The 19,646-nt window shown below is 53.1% G+C and carries 18 protein-coding genes and 2 pseudogenes; 11 read left to right on the top strand and 9 right to left on the bottom strand.

Annotated elements, in window-relative coordinates:
- Nucleotides 1-1,230: 1,230 nt before the first annotated feature.
- The 5 genes from O987_RS28085 to O987_RS14000 all read right to left on the bottom strand — a co-directional run bounded on the left by O987_RS28085 (nucleotide 1,231) and on the right by O987_RS14000 (nucleotide 5,602).
- Nucleotides 1,231-1,632, bottom strand: a complete 402-nt coding sequence (locus tag O987_RS28085) for a diacylglycerol kinase (protein ID WP_019042324.1) — start codon at nucleotides 1,630-1,632, stop codon at nucleotides 1,231-1,233.
- Nucleotides 1,601-2,335, bottom strand: coding sequence for a phosphatase PAP2 family protein (locus O987_RS14015; protein WP_034356759.1), 735 nt, complete (start codon nucleotides 2,333-2,335; stop codon nucleotides 1,601-1,603). Before O987_RS14015 ends, O987_RS28085 begins: the two co-directional genes overlap by 32 nt.
- Nucleotides 2,336-2,483: 148 nt before the next feature.
- Nucleotides 2,484-2,867, bottom strand: a complete 384-nt coding sequence (gene flgB / locus O987_RS14010; protein WP_019042325.1) for a flagellar basal body rod protein FlgB — start codon at nucleotides 2,865-2,867, stop codon at nucleotides 2,484-2,486.
- A 181-nt stretch (nucleotides 2,868-3,048) separates the two neighbouring features.
- The gene (locus O987_RS29845; RefSeq protein WP_080571249.1) at nucleotides 3,049-3,321 is read right to left on the bottom strand and encodes a double zinc ribbon domain-containing protein; all 273 of its coding nucleotides are present in this window, start codon (nucleotides 3,319-3,321) and stop codon (nucleotides 3,049-3,051) included.
- A gap of 49 nt (nucleotides 3,322-3,370) precedes the next feature.
- Nucleotides 3,371-5,602 carry a heavy metal translocating P-type ATPase gene (locus O987_RS14000; protein WP_029158351.1) on the bottom strand — a complete coding sequence of 744 codons (2,232 nt, stop codon included), beginning with the start codon at nucleotides 5,600-5,602 and terminating at the stop codon, nucleotides 3,371-3,373.
- A 76-nt stretch (nucleotides 5,603-5,678) separates the two neighbouring features.
- Between O987_RS14000 and cadR the strand changes: the two genes are divergently transcribed.
- Complete coding sequence (gene cadR, locus O987_RS28080; protein WP_080731523.1) at nucleotides 5,679-6,125, top strand: Cd(II)/Pb(II)-responsive transcriptional regulator; 447 nt, start codon at nucleotides 5,679-5,681, stop codon at nucleotides 6,123-6,125.
- 79 nt (nucleotides 6,126-6,204) lie between these two features.
- Here cadR and O987_RS28075 read toward each other — a convergent pair whose 3' ends face one another.
- A complete protein-coding gene (locus O987_RS28075) occupies nucleotides 6,205-6,594 on the bottom strand; it encodes a CzcE family metal-binding protein (protein ID WP_080571250.1) in 390 nt (129 codons plus the stop codon).
- Nucleotides 6,595-6,845: 251 nt separating this feature from the next.
- On the opposite strand from O987_RS28075, the gene O987_RS29480 reads away from it, so the two are divergent.
- Complete coding sequence (locus O987_RS29480) at nucleotides 6,846-8,519, top strand: phosphoethanolamine transferase (protein ID WP_230629841.1); 1,674 nt, start codon at nucleotides 6,846-6,848, stop codon at nucleotides 8,517-8,519.
- A gap of 68 nt (nucleotides 8,520-8,587) precedes the next feature.
- Here the strand turns inward: O987_RS29480 and O987_RS29840 are convergent.
- Nucleotides 8,588-9,188: pseudogene (locus O987_RS29840) on the bottom strand (IS5 family transposase); the annotation flags it as partial.
- A 147-nt stretch (nucleotides 9,189-9,335) separates the two neighbouring features.
- Nucleotides 9,336-10,153: pseudogene (locus tag O987_RS13985) on the bottom strand (SprT-like domain-containing protein).
- 84 nt (nucleotides 10,154-10,237) lie between these two features.
- Here O987_RS13985 and O987_RS13980 point away from each other — a divergent pair.
- The 9 genes from O987_RS13980 to O987_RS13945 all read left to right on the top strand — a co-directional run bounded on the left by O987_RS13980 (nucleotide 10,238) and on the right by O987_RS13945 (nucleotide 18,021).
- On the top strand, nucleotides 10,238-10,453 hold the full coding sequence (locus O987_RS13980) for a DUF2191 domain-containing protein (protein WP_034356765.1): 216 nt from the start codon (nucleotides 10,238-10,240) through the stop codon (nucleotides 10,451-10,453).
- A complete protein-coding gene (locus O987_RS13975; RefSeq protein WP_019042333.1) occupies nucleotides 10,453-10,839 on the top strand; it encodes a type II toxin-antitoxin system VapC family toxin in 387 nt (128 codons plus the stop codon). Before O987_RS13980 ends, O987_RS13975 begins: the two co-directional genes overlap by 1 nt.
- A gap of 88 nt (nucleotides 10,840-10,927) precedes the next feature.
- Nucleotides 10,928-11,137 carry a hypothetical protein gene (locus O987_RS13970; protein ID WP_034356767.1) on the top strand — a complete coding sequence of 70 codons (210 nt, stop codon included), beginning with the start codon at nucleotides 10,928-10,930 and terminating at the stop codon, nucleotides 11,135-11,137.
- 179 nt (nucleotides 11,138-11,316) lie between these two features.
- Entirely contained in the window at nucleotides 11,317-12,117 is an 801-nt protein-coding gene (gene imuA, locus O987_RS13965; protein ID WP_122974731.1) for a translesion DNA synthesis-associated protein ImuA, read from the top strand.
- Complete coding sequence (locus tag O987_RS13960; RefSeq protein WP_034356769.1) at nucleotides 12,062-13,372, top strand: Y-family DNA polymerase; 1,311 nt, start codon at nucleotides 12,062-12,064, stop codon at nucleotides 13,370-13,372. Before imuA ends, O987_RS13960 begins: the two co-directional genes overlap by 56 nt.
- Nucleotides 13,373-13,387: 15 nt before the next feature.
- The gene (locus O987_RS13955; protein WP_019042336.1) at nucleotides 13,388-16,501 is read left to right on the top strand and encodes an error-prone DNA polymerase; all 3,114 of its coding nucleotides are present in this window, start codon (nucleotides 13,388-13,390) and stop codon (nucleotides 16,499-16,501) included.
- An 83-nt stretch (nucleotides 16,502-16,584) separates the two neighbouring features.
- Nucleotides 16,585-17,295, top strand: a complete 711-nt coding sequence (locus O987_RS13950) for a hypothetical protein (RefSeq protein WP_131326353.1) — start codon at nucleotides 16,585-16,587, stop codon at nucleotides 17,293-17,295.
- An 86-nt stretch (nucleotides 17,296-17,381) separates the two neighbouring features.
- Entirely contained in the window at nucleotides 17,382-17,591 is a 210-nt protein-coding gene (locus O987_RS28810) for a hypothetical protein (RefSeq protein ID WP_034385147.1), read from the top strand.
- Nucleotides 17,592-17,787: 196 nt separating this feature from the next.
- Nucleotides 17,788-18,021, top strand: coding sequence for a hypothetical protein (locus O987_RS13945; protein ID WP_230629839.1), 234 nt, complete (start codon nucleotides 17,788-17,790; stop codon nucleotides 18,019-18,021).
- A gap of 7 nt (nucleotides 18,022-18,028) precedes the next feature.
- Here O987_RS13945 and O987_RS13940 read toward each other — a convergent pair whose 3' ends face one another.
- Entirely contained in the window at nucleotides 18,029-19,645 is a 1,617-nt protein-coding gene (locus tag O987_RS13940; protein ID WP_019042340.1) for a conjugal transfer protein TraG N-terminal domain-containing protein, read from the bottom strand.
- Between the last annotated feature and the right edge of the window lies 1 nt (nucleotide 19,646).

Here is a 19,646-nt window from a genome sequence, read left to right as displayed (position 1 = left end):
CTCTCGGTGGCTGAAGGTATAAATAGGTTTCGATAGCCTCCTGAATCTCCGGAATGAGTCCATCGCTTATCTTCGAGTAGGCATAGGACTGTGCGTATGACTAGGCATACAGAGACGATTGAGGAGATTCCCCGGGACCAGCGTTGGTCCGCTGCCGAGAAGGCTGCCTTTGTTCGCAAAACGTATGAGCCGAGCATGAGCGCCTCGCTTCTGCCCCGCTAGGAGGGCGCGTCGGCGAGCTTTCTATTCAGTTGGCGGCGGCTGGATCGCGAAGGCTCGCTGGTGGCCGTGAGTGCCGGCGAAGTGGTTGTGGCGGCTTCGAAGCTACCGGCAGCTCGCGCCGACATCGCCAAGCTGCAACGTGTGTAGGGGGACCTAGGAGAACGAGATCCTCAAGGAAGCCGTGGAGCTCGCCGCAGAAAAAAGTGGATTGCGCGCTCGCCCTTGTTGCCTGTGAACGACCAATGACGTCGGTCTGCTCGGTGCAGGGCGTGTCGCGCTCGATTCTGCATGTGCGGCATCACCGCTCTGGCCACTGGCAGGACAGCCGCAGAAGCCGAACTCCAACCCCGGATGAGCTCTTGCTGGCCGACCTGCGGCGCCACATTGCCGAGGCTATCGCCGCGGCGGTGCGCTGCTCGATCGAGAGAGGCGATCGCAAGGGCAACAGGCGCCGAACCAAAAGCGCGCATCCACTGGGCCATGGCGCAGCATCGACTGGTGTTGGCCAAAGAGCCCAAGCGGCGGCATTCGAGCCGCATTCACGCTGGTCACGTCAGTGTGCCGATGAGCAACATGCGCAGGTGCTCTGACGGCTTTGAGATCAAGTGCGATTCGGGGGGCAGTCACAGCCTCCTTCGCAAAGGACTGCTACGACAGAGAGATCCTGGTCTGGCGAGCTTGGGAGGGAGAGGGACTTGCGGGAGAGCCTGTGCCCCACAGGCTGGTCAGGAGTTGTAGTTGCAGTGACTTAGGATCGAGTTAACGCTCTACTGTCGATGCAGGATTCACCTTCATCAGTCTTTCCACTCCGCACAACAAGGTTCGTAGGCTAAAAAATCCAGGCGTCGTCGCGCGCAGTAGTCCGAGAAATCTTCGCGAGGCTAGAGCTAACATGCAGGATGCAGACCAAGAGCTGGAGCTCGCTCCCTCCGCTGTAAGCGTGAAGACTCGTTTTATGCGATGCATGATGCGCATCACGGTGAAGCGTTCCAGCACCTACGGCGAAAATTAAATAGTATTTTTATAAATCAAAGAACCCCAAACTACCAGGCAAAAAATAATTGTCATTAATACAGAAGCACTCCCCAAGTCTTTGGCTTTCCTGGAAAGCTCGTGATATTGGAATCCTACTCTATCTATTGCAGACTCTATCGCAGAATTAATTACTTCAACGATCATCAAAAACCAAATACAAGAGATCAGAAGCAATTTCTCCATCATGGATCGCCCAATCAATTGAGCCAATGGAAGCGAAATCATAAACAATATCACCTCAAGGCGGAATGCAGGCTCTAACCACGCATCCTTTATACCCGACCATGAGTACTTTGATGCATGCCAGACTCTAGAAAATCCTTTTCTATTCTTTTGAATATTATTAAAGATGTTGGCTTTCGAGTTGTTTTCCATTTTTAACAGTATATTTCTTGATGCTAAAGAATATAAACAAAAGTGTGGCAATCAACCAACAAATGAAAATCGTGGCAATGTCATGAGAAATGAAATGGGCTCCTCTCAATTGTTGAGAGATACCAAATGTCAACCCAACCATAATGCCGCACAGCAATCCTAACCATCGATACTTAGGGATGATCATCTTAAAGAAGAAATATAAACTAACCCAGGCATAGCCAGCGCTCGCATGACCAGCCGGAAAGCATTTTCCGCTCCCCATTTCTTGAGGCCTGTGCTCGAAAAGACCAATAAAAGGGCGATCGCCACCAAATTGATTTAAATTCCATGGACAATCCATATTTGTTAATGCCTTAAGAAGGCTCACCAAAATTACACTGACCAAACAAGATAAAATCAGGTAAAGCAGCGGAGACCGCCATTTTTTTCGCTGCTCAGATTTGGAGGCAAGTACAAATATATATAGTGCAATGATCACAACGATTGCTAGGGTGCTCAGATGCTTTCCACCCTTATGAAGCAATTTGTTTGTAACCCAATGATCATTCAATGACCATTCATAACCCTGGAGTGCGTATATCTTCGCGGCAACGAGACTATCTCCTCCTAGATACATGAAATAATAAAAAGTTAGCGCCAGGAAAGTAATCGGAATCAGCAAATGATTTACAAAGAATTTTTTATTTATATTATTTGACATCTTCCATCTTATCGCTTTTGAACATATTCATTATTTCCAACAATGAAATTTTTGAAAATAATCTTGTCGCGAATTTTATTTTCACTACTACTTGAATTAAAAAAAGAGCGCAAGTAAATGCGCTCTGTGAATGACCAACTTAATAAAATTATACTAATTTCGATAGCATTTGCCCCATCTCTACATATTCATCGACAGCTTGACTCATAGCGAATTGCGTACGGATGGCATTAGCTGTAAATGAAGCTCTCTCTTGATCGAGATCAACCGTATTTCTATCCATGGCATTCTGAGAAACAGGGCGAAATGCAATCTGAGGATCAATTGATGTTGGAGCTATGTTACCGAGGTGAGACTTATTCGTAGACTGCACTGTCAGCATTTGCCTTTGCGTCTCTTCAAGCGCAGCCTTGAAGTCTATATCTTTCGCCTGATATCCAGGAGTGTCAGCATTCGCAATATTGCTTGCTAATACTTCCATCCTCTTAACTCTAAGATATAGAGCGGCATCCTCGAATCTAAGAGAATCCATAGGATTTTTCTAGTAAATTTCGAAGCCTCAATGGTAGCTAAATTGCCTTCCCCGCAAGATTACATTTTTGACACTATTCAGCCATTTACATGGTCTGAAGATTACATTTTTGACACCTTTCTGTAATCTGAACCTTCAGGAGAACAGAGATCAACCCACCGATCAGCTGTTCTCCAAAGTTCTAAGCAGACTTTCCGCAGTTTGCGCAAAAACGCGATCCAAGCGCCATCTGGACGCCGCATGCATTGCAGGCCTGGGGGGCTAGGCCGCTTCCGCACTGTTGACAGAACCGTGCTTGGGGAGAGCTTTGAGTTCGGCAGTTAGGACAAATGATCCCACCGGACACTCTTGGATCGTTGTAGGAGGCGGGTGTCCGTTTTTGATGATGACCATTCCCATGCTGATCGCCACCAGATCGGTGATGGCCTCCGAGTAGGCGTTCAAAAAAGCTCATAACTATCCTCACAATTCAAGTTGGTGCACACGAAAAACCTCTGTCGAATTCAGGACTTGGACACTTTTCCAAGCAGCCTTAGCCCATTGACGACAACTAGGAGACTTGCCCCCATATCAGCGAATACAGCCATCCACATGGATGCATTCCCGAACACTGCCAAGACTAGAAATACCGCCTTGATGCCAAGAGCAAGAGTGATGTTTTGCCAAAGGATCGCATGGGTGGATCGAGACAGCTTCACTGTCTCAGCAATCCTTCGCAAGTCATCATTCATCACGACGACGTCGGCTGCTTCCATCGCGGTATCTGTACCGGCGGCACCCATGGCAACCCCGACGTCTGCTTGGGCCAGCGCTGGGGCATCATTGATACCGTCGCCCGTCATTGCGGTGAGTCCATACTGGCTCTGGAGGGTTTTGATGGCAGCTAGCTTGTCCTCCGGCAACAAGTTTCCTCGTGCTTGCTCGATACCAGCCTCACTGGCTACTGAAGAGGCGGTGGCTTGGTTGTCTCCAGTCAGCATGACTGGGGTGATACCAAGCGCTTTCAATTCAGATATAGCTTCACGAGAGGAGCCCTTAATCGTGTCGGCAACTGCAAACAGTGCGATGACTCGTTCCGGGTCGGCAAGCAATGTGACAGTACGGCCGGATTCTTCATGCCGCTTGAGCGTGGCTTCAAGCTCTGAGGAGCATTGGCCACGTTCTTCAATCAAGCGATGATTCCCTAGTACATAGACTGTTCCACTCAGTTCGGCCTGCACACCTCGTCCAGCAAGTGCCGTGAAGTTCTGAATGTCTGCGCTGTTAGGCTTCAGGCCCGCTGCGATGGCGCGCGACACAGGATGATCTGAGTGGCCAGCGAGAGCTGCTGCCACCGACTCCGCGGTATCAAGGCTGCTCGCGGCATCAACCAACGACCAGTCCACAAGGCGCGGCTTGCCCTCAGTAATTGTTCCGGTCTTGTCCAGCGCGATTGCCTTAAGCTTGCGCGCCTCTTCCAGATAGATACCGCCTTTGATCAAAATACCACGGCGGGCTGCCGCCGCTAAGCCGCTCACAATCGTCACTGGTGTGGAGATTACGAGTGCGCAGGGGCAAGCAATAACTAGCAGAACCAGTGCCTTATAGACGGCCTGCATCCACGTCCAGCCGAGTAGCCAGGGGCCTACCAATGCTACGACTACGGCGATAACGAAAATTGCAGGTGTGTAAATTGCAGCAAATCGATCAACGAACCCCTGAGTAGGCGCTCGAGTCGCTTGTGCTTGCTCAACGGCATGAATAATCCTCGCCAACGTCGAGTTGGAGGCCAATGCAGTAACTTCAAACTCAAAGGTTCCAGACTCGTTGATGGTGCCTGCAAACACTGGGTCACCCGCCGCCTTGTCAACGGGGATACTTTCACCAGTTACGGGGGCCTGGTTGATGCTCGTTTGCCCTGTCTGAACGACTCCATCCATAGGAACGCGCTCACCTGGCTTGACTCGCAGCGTCGAGCCCACTGCGATTTGTGCAACTGCGACGGTTAGCCAACTACCGTCACTTTGGAGAACCGATGCTTGGTCCGGAGCCATCGCAAGCAACCCCTGAATGGCATTGCGGGCCCGATCGACTGCTCTCGCCTCGATTGCCTCGGCGATGGCATACAACGCCATCACCATCGCCGCTTCAGGCCATTGACCGATGACGAACGCACCAGTCACAGCAACAGTCATCAATGCATTGATGTTCAGCTTGCCACGACGAAGTGCTCCAAACCCTTTTTTATAGACGTCAAAGCCCGCAAGCCAAATCGCAATCGCGGCGACCGCAAAGCCGGCGACTTTCCAAGCCATGGTTTCTGGCGCGAAGTAGCCGACACCTTCAGCAGCGATAGCAAGAGCAAGCGCCGCGACCAACTTTGGAGTTGTGCCACGCACAAGCTCATGGTCGTGGCCATCTCCAGCTGCATGGCTTGAGTCCGCCGTGTTTGATGAGATCAGCTTTGGCTCAAAGCCCGCTTCAGTGATCGCCAACAATGCGGCAGCAAGGGCATCAGTGTCCGCGTCAATTTTGAGAGTCCTCTGCGAGAGCTGGAATCGGAGTCCCCGGATACCTGCAATTGGTTCAAGTGCACGACGTATCTCAGCTTCCTCGCCAGCGCAGTCCATTGTCGGAATGCGGTAAGTTAGCCCTCTATCCAACGGAGCTGCCACCGGGCTCGGGGTAGTGTGTGAGCTGCAGCAATCCGTTGTGGCGGTACTAAGCGTGTTGTCATCAATGTTTGGGTGCTTCATACTCGATCTCCTGTTGACAATGTGGCAATTTAAAACCCTGTAGTTGGTATAGAGTCAACTCATTTCGAGGTGGTCCATGAAGATTGGTGAACTGGCTGAGGTCACTGGTACGGCGGTTGAGACCATTCGCTTTTATGAACGCGAGAAGTTGTTGCCTTCGGCTGCTAGAGCTGAAAACAACTACCGGATGTACTCGGCGGAGCACATAGGCCAACTTGCCTTCATTCGACGCTGCCGGTCACTGGATATGACACTTGATGAAGTACGTGCTTTGCTCTTGCTACGCGAGTCATCTGCGAAGGACTGTGCAGAAGTCAATGCACTCTTGGACACACACATAGAACATGTCACTCATCGCATTCAAGAACTGAATGCTCTCGTCACTGAATTTCAGACCATTCGTGCAAGCTGCAGCGCTCCAAAGGCGCTTTCTGAATGCGGCGTTCTTGCAAGACTGGAGACAAGCTCCACGACAAGCAGCGCGTCTACTCGCCCCCAGCGCCATATCGACGGCGCGCACTAGGGAGCCATGCGCCGACCAATTGACCGAGTGGATGCGGCAGGCTCTCATGGCTTTCTATTGTGGTAGACAAGAGCAGCAATCAATGGCGTTCGAGCTCATTGTTTGCAACGTAGATCTTTAGCGTGCTGCCTGCAAACGCTGCGGGTGCGATCTTCGACAACTCGATGGGCCTGTGACCCATCACATCAAATTTCCAGATGAACTGTTCCCCGCCATTGGTGAACGCAACCGTCTCTCCACACACAAGATTGAGATATTGAGTGCTTCGTGTTGTGTCAACAACGCGTGTGACCTGAGACGCAGCACCTGCTCGTCCAAATGTTTTGTCTGCACCGCGTGTAGTCGAGTTGGTCTTTGCAGTCGTGCTTCCAGACTGACCAACGAAACTGCTTTCATTTGCCGATGCTGTCATCCCGACGGTGGCTGAGGACAGCAGGATCGAAGCCAGAATTGCGAGATTAGTTTTCATGATGAAGAGTCCTTTATCAATTACTTGAAGAGTGTCTGAGCGCCTTTCTACCCAGACACATCAAATATATAGACAGGCACTTTACGCAATATAGTCTGCAACATGATATTTTTGTAATCTACAGCGTGAATTAACCTGATTACTAAAATGTAATCTGGATGTCAGATTTCTGTCGGTATTGCACACATAGAGTTCTGTGCCCCTATTCCAAATCGAATCTCGATATTTCTATTAGGGTTAATAGGATTTCTATGAGCGCACCAGCATCCGAAGATAATCTTAAACTTCACCGATCAAGAATAGCTTTGTTTTTACAAAAATCTACCAATCGCCATAAGCTATGGTTAACTATTGTTTCTCTGCTTGCGATGCAAATTGTTTTTGCATCTCTAGGATATGAAGGTAGAAAAATATTACAGATAAGTATTCTACTTATACCGACACTATTGCTATTACTAATTCCAATTAATAACTCAAGGTTGAACTTAATTAGAGCATTGCTTGTATGGAGCTTTGTTCTTGTGTTTTTATTGGACTCAGCAGTTCGAGCGCATCTCATCTCAATGTACGCTGCTGCGCCGGATAGCACGATGGTGGTAAGTGCACTTGCTAACACAAATACATCGGAAATTGGAGGCTATATATCCACACACATCCGTGATTTCAGTGGATCCAGTATTATTTTAATAATTTCAGCGGCAATTGCTCTTTGGTTGTCTTTAAAAGGGGCCAGAAATAAAACAAAGGTCTCTAAAATTGAGTTGATCGCTTTATCCATCATCATCTTAATATCGGCCGTTTCTTACATAAGTAAACCATGGAGAAAAATAAATCCTCTTATCTTTTGGTCTAATTTGGCTGAATCCGTAAAGGTTACGAAAGAAAGCTGGACGTCATATGGAAAAGAGCGCGCCTTAGCACAAAGGTTGGCGAAAAATGAGATTCCTTCAATTGCTAGGAAAGATAAATCCACCGTGGTTCTTGTTATTTCCGAGAGCATAAATCGAGATAACATGGGAATTTATGGCTATGAAAGGAATACGACACCGATGCTTGAAAAGCTTCAGAAAGATATAGGCGATAGATTTCTCGTTATTCGTAATTCATGGTCCACGGAAGCAACTACTATTCCGGCCATCGATAGCATGATGAACTTCACAACCGGTGAAACAGATAAGAAGTTAAATATTATTGCTCTCGCGAAAGAAGCAGGATATAAGACTTGGTGGATAAGCAATCATGACGATATTGCAATTACGCAGAAGCACGCAGCTATGGCCGACGTGACTTCCATGGAAAATAATAAACCAGGAAGATCTAGCAATTCACTTGATGAGATTTTATTGCCTTCATATGAAGAAGCTCTTAAAGATCCACATCCCCAAAAGTTGATTGTTCTACATATGCTGGGGGCTCATCCTCATTATCGTCTCCGGTACCCAGAAAAGCAGCCTCAATTTCCCGATGATGAAGTATCAAAAGTAATGTCGGTCGCTGAGCGCTCAATGTGGGTTCAGCAATTTAGAAACGACTACGACTCGGCTATTCTTTATCAAGACACTGTAGTTGCATCTGTCTTTGAAAAAATAAAAAGTTCCCCATCCAGCGCAGAGGACTACAAGTCCGTTATTTACGTATCTGATCACGGGCAGGAGGTTGGTCATCAAACAAATAAAGTTGGTCACAGCCCCAGTACTGCATCCGGTTATAAAATACCCACAATAATATGGACATCAACAGGAACTGATGTGGCTTCTAAAAATATTTCCGATAGACCATTTAGAGCTGACTGGCTCGCTTGGACCATGTCGGATCTAATGGCATTACGTTGGAATAGTTACGATCCATCCCGAAGTATTATCAACTCGAGCTATAGCTGGATTAGTCCACGCTTACCTATAAATGACACAATAACAGGCAATTAATACATGAAAGAAGACTGGCTTGAGGAAATGCCTAGAACCGATCAAGCCAGCCGCCAAAGCTAGATAATTTACTTCTGGATATAAACGGCACTGTTGCATAAATCAGTTCCGGGCCAAACTTCCCCTGACCCAAGACGTGACGATGCCACCGCCACTTTTTGCGGACAGACCAGTTCAGTGAACTGATTGAGAATGGAGGCTCGAATGTGCAGTTCGTTGACCTGGTGCTCGAAAGTTCTAGACATGACCCGCTCGCCCAGGTGTTTAATGCAATGCATCTTGGTCTACAACAGGCTGCTGTGGTGATAGCCACTCCAACTCTTTCATAACTTGCGTTCATAGCGCATTCGGGCATTCAGGCATTTTTCTCGGAGGGATGATGGGCATGGCATTGCGCTCCATCACGGCGGCATAGACAGGCTGTGTGTCATAGGCGCCATCACCGGTAATGGTCAGCAATGACTCATCTGCCGGCAGTTGTGCCAACAAGTGCGGCACCGCCACCGCATCGCTGCGTTGTTGAAGGTCACGCAGACGGCTCGCACTTTGGGAATCAATGCCGATGTACCCCTTGCGCCATTGACGTCGACGTTCCGCCCCATGCTTTTTACATTTCCATTCTCCTTCGCCCAGGAACTTGATGCCAGTGGAGTCGAGCAGCAAATTCAGGTCAGATTTGAACGACGGCTAGTTGGCGACCTAATTTTTTACTCGGATTTCCGCTTCTGGTCGTTTCCTGACGGTCGTCAAAACAAGCAGGTCGGTCATCGCGTATCGTAATGATGGTCAATTAAGGCCAGCGCTCGCAGCTTTGCTCTAAACAGCTGTGAAGTTGCCCCTGCACGCGCCACAGATCAGCTTTAGCCCTGGCCGTCCCCATACCGAGATCGGATTCTTGCATCCGCTGCAGCTATATTTCACCCGATTGGATCTGTTGGCGGGCGTAGTAAGAACTCCGTCTTCCCCTGCAGTGGCGGCAACAGCTAAGCCCGTGGGCTTAACTGCCTCGGCGAGGGCAGGGATGCTGGCCATGGGGGGCTTGGTCCTTCGATGCCTTGAATGTGGTTGGCCATACTGGTTTGGCCAGCGATCACATGATCGGCAGAGGGAAATCGGTCGTACCAACTGAGCGTGAAATTTGCGGTCAGCAGCTCCTGGCATGCAGCTAGGAAGCGGCCACCCTCGATGGCATAGTCCGCCATGCAATCACCCGTTCGCGCGCCACCAGGTTGCCCGGTAGAGGAGGGCATGAGTCCAATGCTCTCCATCTTTCGCGCCCATTCCTCGTTGTGATACCGGCCTCGGCCTGGTTTGCCAAAATGGTGCTGCCACAAGTGCGTCATTTCATGGACCTGGGTCTGGAGCGTCTCAATGATTGGCACCACTGCAAAGTAGGTCGGATTCAGTGCAATCTCGTCGGTCGTGGAGCCGTCGGCCGAGGCAAAGCGGGCTGCCGAGAAATATCCGAAAGTACGTTTTTCCCGCTGTAGCGTAATCAAGCAGCTAGGCAGTTGCCCCTCAAACAGGCGTGCATTGAAATGGTCGTAAGCCATCTGCAGCTCGTTGTAGGTTTCCTGGGTTGGCGCCAGGCGGCGTGTATGCGCAAGGTCGAGCTCGGTAGACTTAGGTTGCATATTTGTATTGTGCAGTACAAATGCGATTTACAAACATCCAGTTTGATGCGAAACTGCATCAGTTCTGATGCTTAAGGAGTAGCGATGAGATCGACTTTCACGATCGATGACGATGTCGTAAACCGCGCACGCGCCGTCGCGGCACCCGGTATTGCTGTGCCGGAACTGGTACGACTCGCACTGGAAACCTTCACACGTGTCGAGGCAGGTAAGCGTTTGGCTGCGCTCGGCGGTGCCGCGCCAAATATGCCCGATGTGCCGCGCCGTGGCAGTGAGGCGGATGCTGAGGACTCACGCTAATGCCCGTGTCCGTCCTAGTCGATACATCAGTGTGGGTGAGACATTTTCGTGAGGCAGACACTCACCTGCAGGAATTGCTTATGCAAGACAGCGTGCTGATGCATTCCATGGTGCATGCAGAGCTGGCCTGTGGTACGCCGCCAGCACCGCGTGCCGACACGCTGGCGGCTCTGGCGATGCTGCGGCCGAGCCAGGAGGCATCAATTCCAGAGACTTTGGAATTTCTGGAGCAGAACAAGCTTTTCGGCAAGGGCTGCGGCTTAGTAGATCTATCGCTGCTTGCCTCTACGCTTATCACTCCTGGCGCCTTACTTTGGACTGCAGATCGACGCCTCGCCGACATGGCCACACAGTTGAACGTGGCCTATCTACCGCCTTTGCATTGATCGCCCTTGGCGCTGCCAGCCCATGAAGCCAGCGTAAATCGCTGCAGCACGAAGCTTCGGCAGCGCTTCGATGATGAGAGTTTGCCTTATGACTAAATACCGTGATTTGCTTATAGAACGCTACGACACCGAAATAGGTTGCGTTGTTGGGTGTGGACTGGACCGACTGCACCGCGATGTCAGCGAAGGTGAAATTACTCGTGCTGTTGCCCACTACCAAGCCAACAAAGATCAGATTAATACACTGGCTATTGGAGACAGGCGCGATCTCATCCATAAGTTGATCAGCGGCAGGTAAAGCCCTGCCTGCCCATCGGATAAGCAGAGGCCACCATGCACTGCCTCCTGAACTCGCACGGGCAGCACCTAGACCTGCAGTGCTGCTCCTCAATCCGCAGCACTGGTTAAGCGACGCCAACATCCAGGTGCAAATCTGCATCAAGGCTTTTATACTGTATGCCCATACAGGTAAAAGCCATGAATGCCGCAACCCACTCCATCACACACGATCCCGGTGACTATGACCGCTGGCATCTGCCGTCGCATCTTGCGCAGGCGGTTTGGCGCGGCACAGAGGTAGCAAGGTCGACCGGCAGAGCTTTCCCTACTGGCTTTACGGAGCTCAATGCCGCGTTGCCCGGTGGAGGCTGGCCGACTCATGGCTTGAGCGAGTTGCTGTTGCCCCAGGCCGCACTGTGTGAATGGCGGTTGCTCGGGCCGGCCTTGCCTGAGCTGCTGGCGGACAAGGGTAGTCGGGTCTATCTGGTTGCTCCTCCGAAGACTCCACTCGCAATGGGCCTTGCTCAGCTCGGTCTAGCTCCAGAGCAACTTGTCTGGATTGATGCCCAGGGGCCGGCTGAACGGTTATGGGCCACAGAGCAACTCATTAAATCTGAGCCAGACGGTGCTGTGATTGCCTGGCTTCCTCAAGCAAGGCAGGACCAGATCCGCCGCCTGCAGGTTCACGCGCATGCATGCGATGCACTAGTGTTCTTGATTCGTCCCGAGTCAGCCCTACGCGACGCCTCGCCGGCACCGCTCCGGCTCTCTGTGTCTCTCGGCCAGGGCTGGGACATTGATGTGCAGATCCGCAAACGCCGGGGTGGTGCTGCCGTCGAAGTAATGCACCTGAATGCTGTTCCAGGCAATCTAAATTCCATCATTCCGCCTCGTATGCGCAACCTTGGCATTCCAGTGCCAAGCATTCCACAGGAGGTGCGCCATGCATTGGGCAGCTCTCATACCCATATCGCTTCCAAGCTCCGCATCGCCCATTGATCTACAGTCGTTAGCGGTCTGGGCTTTGCAGTTCACGCCGCGCGTGGCCATGGTCGAAGAGGGCGTACTGCTGGAGGTCGAGGCAAGTATGCGGCTATTCGGCGGTACAGCGGCGTTGCATTCGCTGGTGGAGTCTGGAGCGCGAGAACTCGGAGCCAGCGTTGCATGGGCACCGACAGGCCTGGCAGCGCTTGCGTTGGCACGACAAGGTGTGAGCGATGGGTTCCACGAGCCGTTAGTGCGCCTGCTCGATCAGCTGTTGCTGGAGCGAATCACTGCGGTGGCCAAGCATCAGCCGACCCTGGCGAGGGTTGGATGCAGAACCCTTGGTCAAGTGCGTGCGCTGCCGCGCGGCGGCATCGTACGTCGCTTCGACAAAGAGCTTCTTGAAGCAATGGACCGCGCATATGGCCTACGGCCGGAGGCTTACGCCTGGGCGACAGTGCCTGAGACCTTTCGAGCGCGGCTGGAGCTCATGTGTCGCGTGGATCTGGCACCTGCCATGCTTTTCGGGGCGCGGCGGCTGCTTCTGCAGATGGCAGGCTGGCTCAAAGCTCGTCAGCTGGGAGCTACTGCGTTCACATTGCGGTGGTGTCATGACGACATGCGTGCTCGCGATGCCGGTACCGGAGGTGAACTGACCATCCGTACAGCGGAGCCAACACAGAACGTCGAGCACTTCGCTCGGCTGCTCGGCGAGCATCTGGCCAAGGTCGAGCTGCTCGCACCAGCTGGTGAGCTGGAGATCCTGGCTACCGAGGTGCAGCCCATTGTTGAGGAAAGCCGCTCGCTGATCCCGGAGGTTGCAAATAGAGCTCAATCCACCAAGTTGGCCCTAGAGCGAATCCAGGCACGGCTGGGTGATGGCGCGGTGCGTCGGCCACAGCTGACGGCCGATCACCGTCTCGAATGGACGCAGGAGTGGGGCTCGACCGAAGCTCGCCGAGCTTCCAAGTCCGACCTTGTGCACGAGCTGCCGCTTCCCAGCTGGGTGCTGGACAAGCCCATACGCCTGATAGAGCGCGCCAATCGCCCGATCTATCAAGGGACCCTGCAGCTGCTGCTTGGTCCTGATCGAGTGGAGGGCGGCTGGTGGCATCGTGGCCATGAAGAGGGAAATGGCGAAGAAATCCCACTGAACGTGCAGCGGGACTACTGGGTTGCCCGCAGCGATCATGCAGGTCTGCTCTGGATCTTCCAGGCACGCCTCGCCGGCGACCAAACCGCCTGGTTCCTGCACGGGCACTACGCCTGAGAAAGAGCGGCCGTCATGGAAAACGTCCTGCCTGCCTATACGGAGCTGCGGTGCATCTCCAATTTCACCTTCCTGCGTGGGGCCAGCCGACCGGAGGAGCTCGTAGAGCGTGCTCAGGAGCTCGGCTACAGCGCCCTGGCCATTACAGACGAGTGTTCGATGGCGGGCGTGGTGCGCGCACACGTTGCAGCCAAACAAGCGGGCTTAAAGCTGCTGCTGGGCGCACAGTTCAGCATCCAGCCGCGTGATAGCAGCGAGGCACGATTCACCCTGGTGGTCCTGGCCCAGAATCTCAACGGCTACGGCAACCTGTGCCAGTTCATCACCAAGCTACGCCGCTCTTCCGAAAAAGGGACCTATCGGCTCGATCTCGATGAGATCGACGGGAAGGAGCTTCGAGACAACCTGGTGCTGCTGTGTCCAGAGCGCTGCGCGACCGACCCACAGCTAGCAGCCATGGGCGGCTGGGCTTTGACACATTTCACGGGCCGCTGCTGGATCGGCGTGGATCTGGTGCGCCGGCTGGATGATGAGCTGTGGCTCCATCGCATGCGGGAGCTGTCCGATCTAACCGCATTGCCGCTCGTGGCCGTGGGCGACGTGCACATGCATGTGCGCTCGCGCAAGCCCCTGCAGGACGTGCTGACGGCCACACGCGTCGGCAAGCCGCTCACTGAATGCGGCTATGCGCTCCAGCGCAGCGCGGAGCGGCACTTGCGCAGCCGGTTGCGGCTGGCTCAGACATTCCCCGCCGAGCTGCTGGCTCAAACGCTGAGGGTCGCTGAACGCTGCAAATTCAGTCTGGACGAGCTGCGCTACCAATATCCTGATGAAGTCGTCCCTGCAGGGCACTCGGCAGCCAGCTATTTGCGCCAGGCGACCTACGAAGGGGCAGGGCGGCGCTGGCCAGGCGGTATCCCAGAGAAGGTACAGCACCAGATCGAGCACGAGCTGGAGTTGATCTGCGAGTTGAAGTATGAACCGTACTTCCTCACGGTCTATGACATCGTGGCCTTTGCCCGGTCGCGCAACATCCTCTGTCAAGGCCGGGGCTCTGCAGCCAACAGCGTGGTCTGCTACTGCCTGGGCGTTACGGAGGTAGATCCCGCGCGCATGTCTGTGCTCTTCGAGCGTTTTATCAGCCGGGAGCGCAATGAGCCACCCGATATCGATATCGACTTTGAGCACCAGCGCCGGGAAGAGGTCATTCAGTACCTGTACCAGAAGTACGGCCGCGACCGCGCTGCATTGACGGCTGCCGTCATTTCCTATCGGCCTCGATCCGCCATCCGCGATGTGGGCAAGGCCTTGGGCTTCGAGCTCGAAGTGGTCGACGCCATTGCCAAGGGGCAACAGTGGTTTGACGGCCGCAGCATTCGTCAGGAGCGTTTCGATGAGCTCGGCATGGACACGAGCTCGCTGGCCGTGCAGCAGCTCATCACGTTGACGGAGCAGCTGATCGGCTTCCCACGGCATCTTTCCCAGCACACGGGCGGCTTCGTGCTCACGCGAGATCTGCTGTGCAGGATGGTGCCGGTAGAAAACGCCTCGATGCCGGATCGCACAGTGATCGAATGGGACAAGGATGATTTGGATGCAGCAGGCCTGCTCAAGGTTGATGTGTTGGCCCTGGGTATGCTGTCGGCCATCCGCCGAGCATTGGAGTTCATCAGTCGGCGCCGTGGGTTCAATTTTTCGATGCAGGACATTCCTGCAGAGGACAAGGCTACCTACGACATGATTTGCCGTGCAGACACGGTTGGCGTGTTCCAGATCGAGAGCCGCGCGCAGATGACGATGCTGCCACGCTTAAAACCCAGGCGCTTCTACGACCTGGTGATCGAGGTGGCCATCGTGCGGCCTGGCCCGATTCAGGGCGGCATGGTGCACCCGTATTTGCGCCGACGTCAGGGCATTGACCCCGTGAGCTACCCGAGCGAAGCGCTAAAGGAGGCCTTGGGCCGCACCTTGGGCGTGCCCGTGTTTCAGGAGCAGGTCATGCAGGTGGCCATGCTTGCGGCAGGTTTCACTGCAGGCGAGGCCGATGGTCTGCGCCGAGCCATGGCAGCCTGGAAGCGCAAAGGTGGCCTCGAAAAGTATTACGACAAGATCGTGCACGGCATGACCTCACGCGGCTACGAGCGCGAGTTCGCAGAGCAAATTTTTGAGCAGATCAAAGGTTTCAGCGAATATGGGTTCCCAGAAAGTCACGCGGCCAGCTTCGCTCTGCTGGTCTATGCCAGCTGCTGGATCAAGCGCCATGAGCCTGCCGCATTCCTTGCGGCCATGCTCAACAGTCAGCCGCTGGGGTTCTATTCCGCCAGCCAGCTGGTCCAGGACGCGCGCCGCCACGGCGTCGAAGTACGGCCCGTCGACGTGATGCACAGCGAGGTGGACTGTACGATCGAAGACATCGAATCCAAGCCAGCTGTTCGGCTTGGCCTGCGCCTTATCTCCAGCCTGCGCAGCACCAGCGCGCAGCGTATTGCACAGGAGCGTCATCGAGCACCGTTCGACACCGCTGAGCAACTTGCCATGCGTGTGCGTCTACAGCAACACGAGATGAAGGTTCTAGCCGCTGCAGGTGCCCTGGCCACGCTATCTGGGCACCGTCGCCAACAGGTGTGGGATGCCGCAGCCATGCACGCCACGCCCGAGCTGCTGGAGGTGGCCACCGTTGACGAAGCTTTCCTTGAACTGCCGGCAGCGCCGGAAGGAGAGGAAGTGCTATGGGACTTCGCCTCGACAGGCCTGACGCTGCGCAGTCACCCCATGCACCTTCTGCGGCCGCGGCTGAACAAGTACAAGCTGAAGACTTCCAGGCAGCTGCGCACGGTCGTCAGCGGCGAGCGGGTGCGAACTGCCGGCATCGTGACGCTGAGGCAACAGCCAGGCACGGCCAACGGCACGGTTTTTGTCTCCCTGGAGGACGAAGAAGGCTGCACACAGGTCATTGTGTGGCGCGATGTGCGCGATGAACAGCGCCAGGTGCTACTAGGGTCGCGCCTGCTGGCCGTGGAAGGTCGCTGGCAGCGGCAGGGTCAGGTATGCAATCTGATCGCCGAGCGGCTGGCGGACCTGTCTCACCTACTAGGACGGCTCACAACGGAAAGCAGGGAGTTCAGGTGAGCGCCAATTGGAACCGGAACTTCCCCAGGGAACCCCATCCTTCGGGCATGATCTCTGGTTTGCCTCATACCCCAGGAGATAAAGTGAAACCTACCTACGAAAATGTCTACATCGGAACCTTTCTCTTTACCCTTGGCTACATGTTCAGTGCAGTCTCAAAAGGGGCAAAAACTGCGGTCGGTATCGAGCTATATCAGCAAACACGAAAAGGCGAAAAAACCATTGGTGACCTTTTGACCTCTGTAGGAGGACGGAATATTATTATTGAGTTCAAAAGAGAGTTTAAAGAAATTGCTGGCGAAAAAACCAAGGCAAGTAAAAAATCTCTCCGGGATAAATTGGAATCTTTCAAAGATTCAAATTTCAATGATATTTCAAAACGCTGCCATTTCTTGAGCGTTGCCAGCGAATATTCCGATAGTAAAAAGAAATGTCTTGCATTTTTACCATATATTGACATTATTATCAAGCCAGCAACAAATCATAACTGGATCGGCGATGGTAAATTTTGCTTGGACTATATTAGTACTCCGTCAACTGAAATTGGTGTGGATCACGAACAATTTAAATATTACGTCGACCAGTTAACGAAAGTGTCAAACGGAACGTGTGGCGGACTTGCCGTTTCCATTGATGCCGAAGGTTTGAGAGCTGCTGTTGTTTTCGATGACATTCGAGATCTACAGCGATCTATCTCCGAGGTGGAACTAGCAGCGGAGAGGGAAATTCAAACCCTCGAAAAATCTATCGAGAATGAAGTGAATAAAACGAAAAGTAAGGGTTACGAGCGATAACCATATGAGAAATACTTCCGTCAATCTACACTCATTCGCTATGGCTAAGTCGCTTCACAGCACCTACGGTGCATGATCGAGAACTCATGAAAATCAAAGCAGATACAAGCACATTCGTTCCTTCAGCTGTACTACGCTATGAGACATGGCTGGGCTACCAAGAAGAAATGGGCCTGCCGCTGACCGCTGAAAATTACCAAGTCACTCAGTTGGACAATGACCGCTGGTCGGTCACCGATATAGCAGGTACGCAGGTCTACCTCGGGATTGGCCCAGTGGAGATTGCCGGTGCTTAGTTCACCTTTACATCAGTCATGGAACCCGTTACCATCTGACACGCTTGCGCTTTAACGGCCAAGATTTGGACTCGCCAGGTATGTGATCTGCTTGGCGCACATCCAGAAGGATGTGGAGGCCACTCAATTTGGGTCGTGTGCGATGCACGATCGCACAGGGAGCCACGAAGATCCATTTCACTTCGATGGAGTCCCTATGCTCAAACTCTTTACCGCTCTCATCGGCCTGCTTTGGCGAGTCTTCCTCATCGTTGGCGGTCTAGTGCTTGGTTCGCTCTGGAATGCTGCTTGGGCTTTCTTCACTTCGCCAAAGGCGACTGAAGAAGATGCCCCCATCATCACCTCGGTCAACGATGTCTATGCCGCAATGTACAACGGTGAGGTAGGCTTGGCCGATCTGCACCGTTACACAGAAGAAGAAAACCGCTAACTCATCGTCAGCGCTTCAGTCTAATTGATGAGCCTTTGCCAGCGTTGGAAGAAAGATTTTCTCCCTTATTGAGAGTTGAACTTTCAAACCCAAGTCGATAACCGACCCACGCCATCATGGAGCTCCAAATGAATGGAAGCGCAATGAACATCAGCGCCAATAACGTGTTAAGAATCATGCGCTTATATAGCTGCGGCTGACCTGAGCTCACGCTTTGCGTAATCTCTTGCATCAATGCAGATCCGCTCAAACCTGGGTACATCGCCTCGATTAAATGAGCGTCAAGCCAACGAGCCACAAACCACATGACGGCCCAAAACTTGACCGTGAATATTGCCAATCCACCAATCACCATCACTTTTAAATCGTAGCAACTAATGACTACGATAAATGGCAGGAACATATACAACGCCATCAGTACAAGTGCTTGGAGCATGGGAAGCATATTCAACAATGGGACCATGCCGAGTGAGGATTCAAATGCCTGTTTACCCACCCCGATGGTACTAATCCCCCCTGTGACGGTACGCCACGCGTTCGTGCCCTTGCCATAGTCGTCGCCCAGCATCTTGTCAGGACTAACAAATGTCGGGTTGGCCTTCTCAAAAGCGAGCTTTGCCATGGCATCCTTGGCCTCATCTGTCGAACTGAACGTGATAGTGTTTTGGGCGACTTGCAAGAGACTCCGCCATGTCGAGGTGTTGCTGGTGAGGCGCTCACGTACTCCTCCTGTAGCAGCGTCAGCTTCCCACCATTGCTTGCAGGTTGGGCGCCCCCAGTCCGGGTTCATAAAGCCCTGATCCGAAGCGCCGCCTTGCATGTATTCGCTATCGCGATTGAAGTCGATGCTCCAGCCAGGCACCGGGTTATATGAGCGCATCACGTCATAGAAACCGGGCTCTGTTCGGAAAAACTGGCTGCCCACCCAGTCCACATCCGTAGGGCCATAGATGCTCCCCTCAGCGAGAATGCCTCGGCCATTTGCTGAGATCTGATTCTTGTCCATCGAGAAATACTGGCTCCGTGCCGGCACAAAGCACTCGCTGTAGAAGCGCTGCACATCGTGCAACAGAGCCGGATCTTCAATTGTGGCCATCCTGGCCAGATCTGCTACGACGCGCAGATCGCGCTCAGAGCTGGTCATACCCGCCCGAAAAGCGCCATTGATGCCAGAGGACAGCCCCATGACGCTGTACCACCACAAGGGGACATAGGACAGGTTTCCCGATCGGGCAAAAGACCCATTCACCGCGTCGGCCATCGCTCGGTCGTAGCCCGAGTTCGTCCCACCTTGGGTCGACACGACCTGAGGCTCAGAACCATCTGCAGCTCGCTCTGGCTTGTAGCTGAGATTGATGTTGTGCAGCGAGGTGAGAGGCGTGGTGGCGAAGCACAGGGCCATAACCAGCAATGCTGTAATCAGCTTGGTCTGTATGGACTCGATGAGAGCCAGCACGCCGTTAAACCCTGCGCCTTCTTCTTTAGCGCTATGCCACGCGCTAAACACGATGAGCGCGAAGGGCAGGGCGGCCAGGCCGGTTCCGGTCAAAATTTCGCCGAGAAGGTTGGCGAATGCCCAGCCGTAGAGCGTCGTAAAAAGTTCAAGATAGCTATCGAGCTGCATA

The organism is Comamonas testosteroni TK102 (assembly GCF_000739375.1).
In the GTDB taxonomy this organism is placed as follows: Bacteria; Pseudomonadota; Gammaproteobacteria; order Burkholderiales; family Burkholderiaceae_C; genus Comamonas; species Comamonas brasiliensis.
Note: the sequence above shows the minus strand (reverse complement) of the source record. Positions and strands in the feature narration are given on the sequence as shown.

What these genes read in the sequence shown, in the direction of transcription:
- O987_RS28085 (WP_019042324.1), bottom strand. Translation starts at nt 1,632, where the DNA reads ATGGAAAACAACTCGAAAGCCAACATCTTTAATAATATTCAAAAGAAT.
- O987_RS14015 (WP_034356759.1), bottom strand. Translation starts at nt 2,335, where the DNA reads ATGTCAAATAATATAAATAAAAAATTCTTTGTAAATCATTTGCTGATT.
- flgB (WP_019042325.1), bottom strand. Translation starts at nt 2,867, where the DNA reads ATGGATTCTCTTAGATTCGAGGATGCCGCTCTATATCTTAGAGTTAAG.
- O987_RS29845 (WP_080571249.1), bottom strand. Translation starts at nt 3,321, where the DNA reads ATGAGCTTTTTTGAACGCCTACTCGGAGGCCATCACCGATCTGGTGGC.
- O987_RS14000 (WP_029158351.1), bottom strand. Translation starts at nt 5,602, where the DNA reads ATGAAGCACCCAAACATTGATGACAACACGCTTAGTACCGCCACAACG.
- cadR (WP_080731523.1), top strand. Translation starts at nt 5,679, where the DNA reads ATGAAGATTGGTGAACTGGCTGAGGTCACTGGTACGGCGGTTGAGACC.
- O987_RS28075 (WP_080571250.1), bottom strand. Translation starts at nt 6,594, where the DNA reads ATGAAAACTAATCTCGCAATTCTGGCTTCGATCCTGCTGTCCTCAGCC.
- O987_RS29480 (WP_230629841.1), top strand. Translation starts at nt 6,846, where the DNA reads ATGAGCGCACCAGCATCCGAAGATAATCTTAAACTTCACCGATCAAGA.
- O987_RS13980 (WP_034356765.1), top strand. Translation starts at nt 10,238, where the DNA reads ATGAGATCGACTTTCACGATCGATGACGATGTCGTAAACCGCGCACGC.
- O987_RS13975 (WP_019042333.1), top strand. Translation starts at nt 10,453, where the DNA reads ATGCCCGTGTCCGTCCTAGTCGATACATCAGTGTGGGTGAGACATTTT.
- O987_RS13970 (WP_034356767.1), top strand. Translation starts at nt 10,928, where the DNA reads ATGACTAAATACCGTGATTTGCTTATAGAACGCTACGACACCGAAATA.
- imuA (WP_122974731.1), top strand. Translation starts at nt 11,317, where the DNA reads ATGAATGCCGCAACCCACTCCATCACACACGATCCCGGTGACTATGAC.
- O987_RS13960 (WP_034356769.1), top strand. Translation starts at nt 12,062, where the DNA reads ATGCATTGGGCAGCTCTCATACCCATATCGCTTCCAAGCTCCGCATCG.
- O987_RS13955 (WP_019042336.1), top strand. Translation starts at nt 13,388, where the DNA reads ATGGAAAACGTCCTGCCTGCCTATACGGAGCTGCGGTGCATCTCCAAT.
- O987_RS28810 (WP_034385147.1), top strand. Translation starts at nt 17,382, where the DNA reads ATGAAAATCAAAGCAGATACAAGCACATTCGTTCCTTCAGCTGTACTA.
- O987_RS13945 (WP_230629839.1), top strand. Translation starts at nt 17,788, where the DNA reads ATGCTCAAACTCTTTACCGCTCTCATCGGCCTGCTTTGGCGAGTCTTC.
- O987_RS13940 (WP_019042340.1), bottom strand. Translation starts at nt 19,645, where the DNA reads ATGCAGCTCGATAGCTATCTTGAACTTTTTACGACGCTCTACGGCTGG.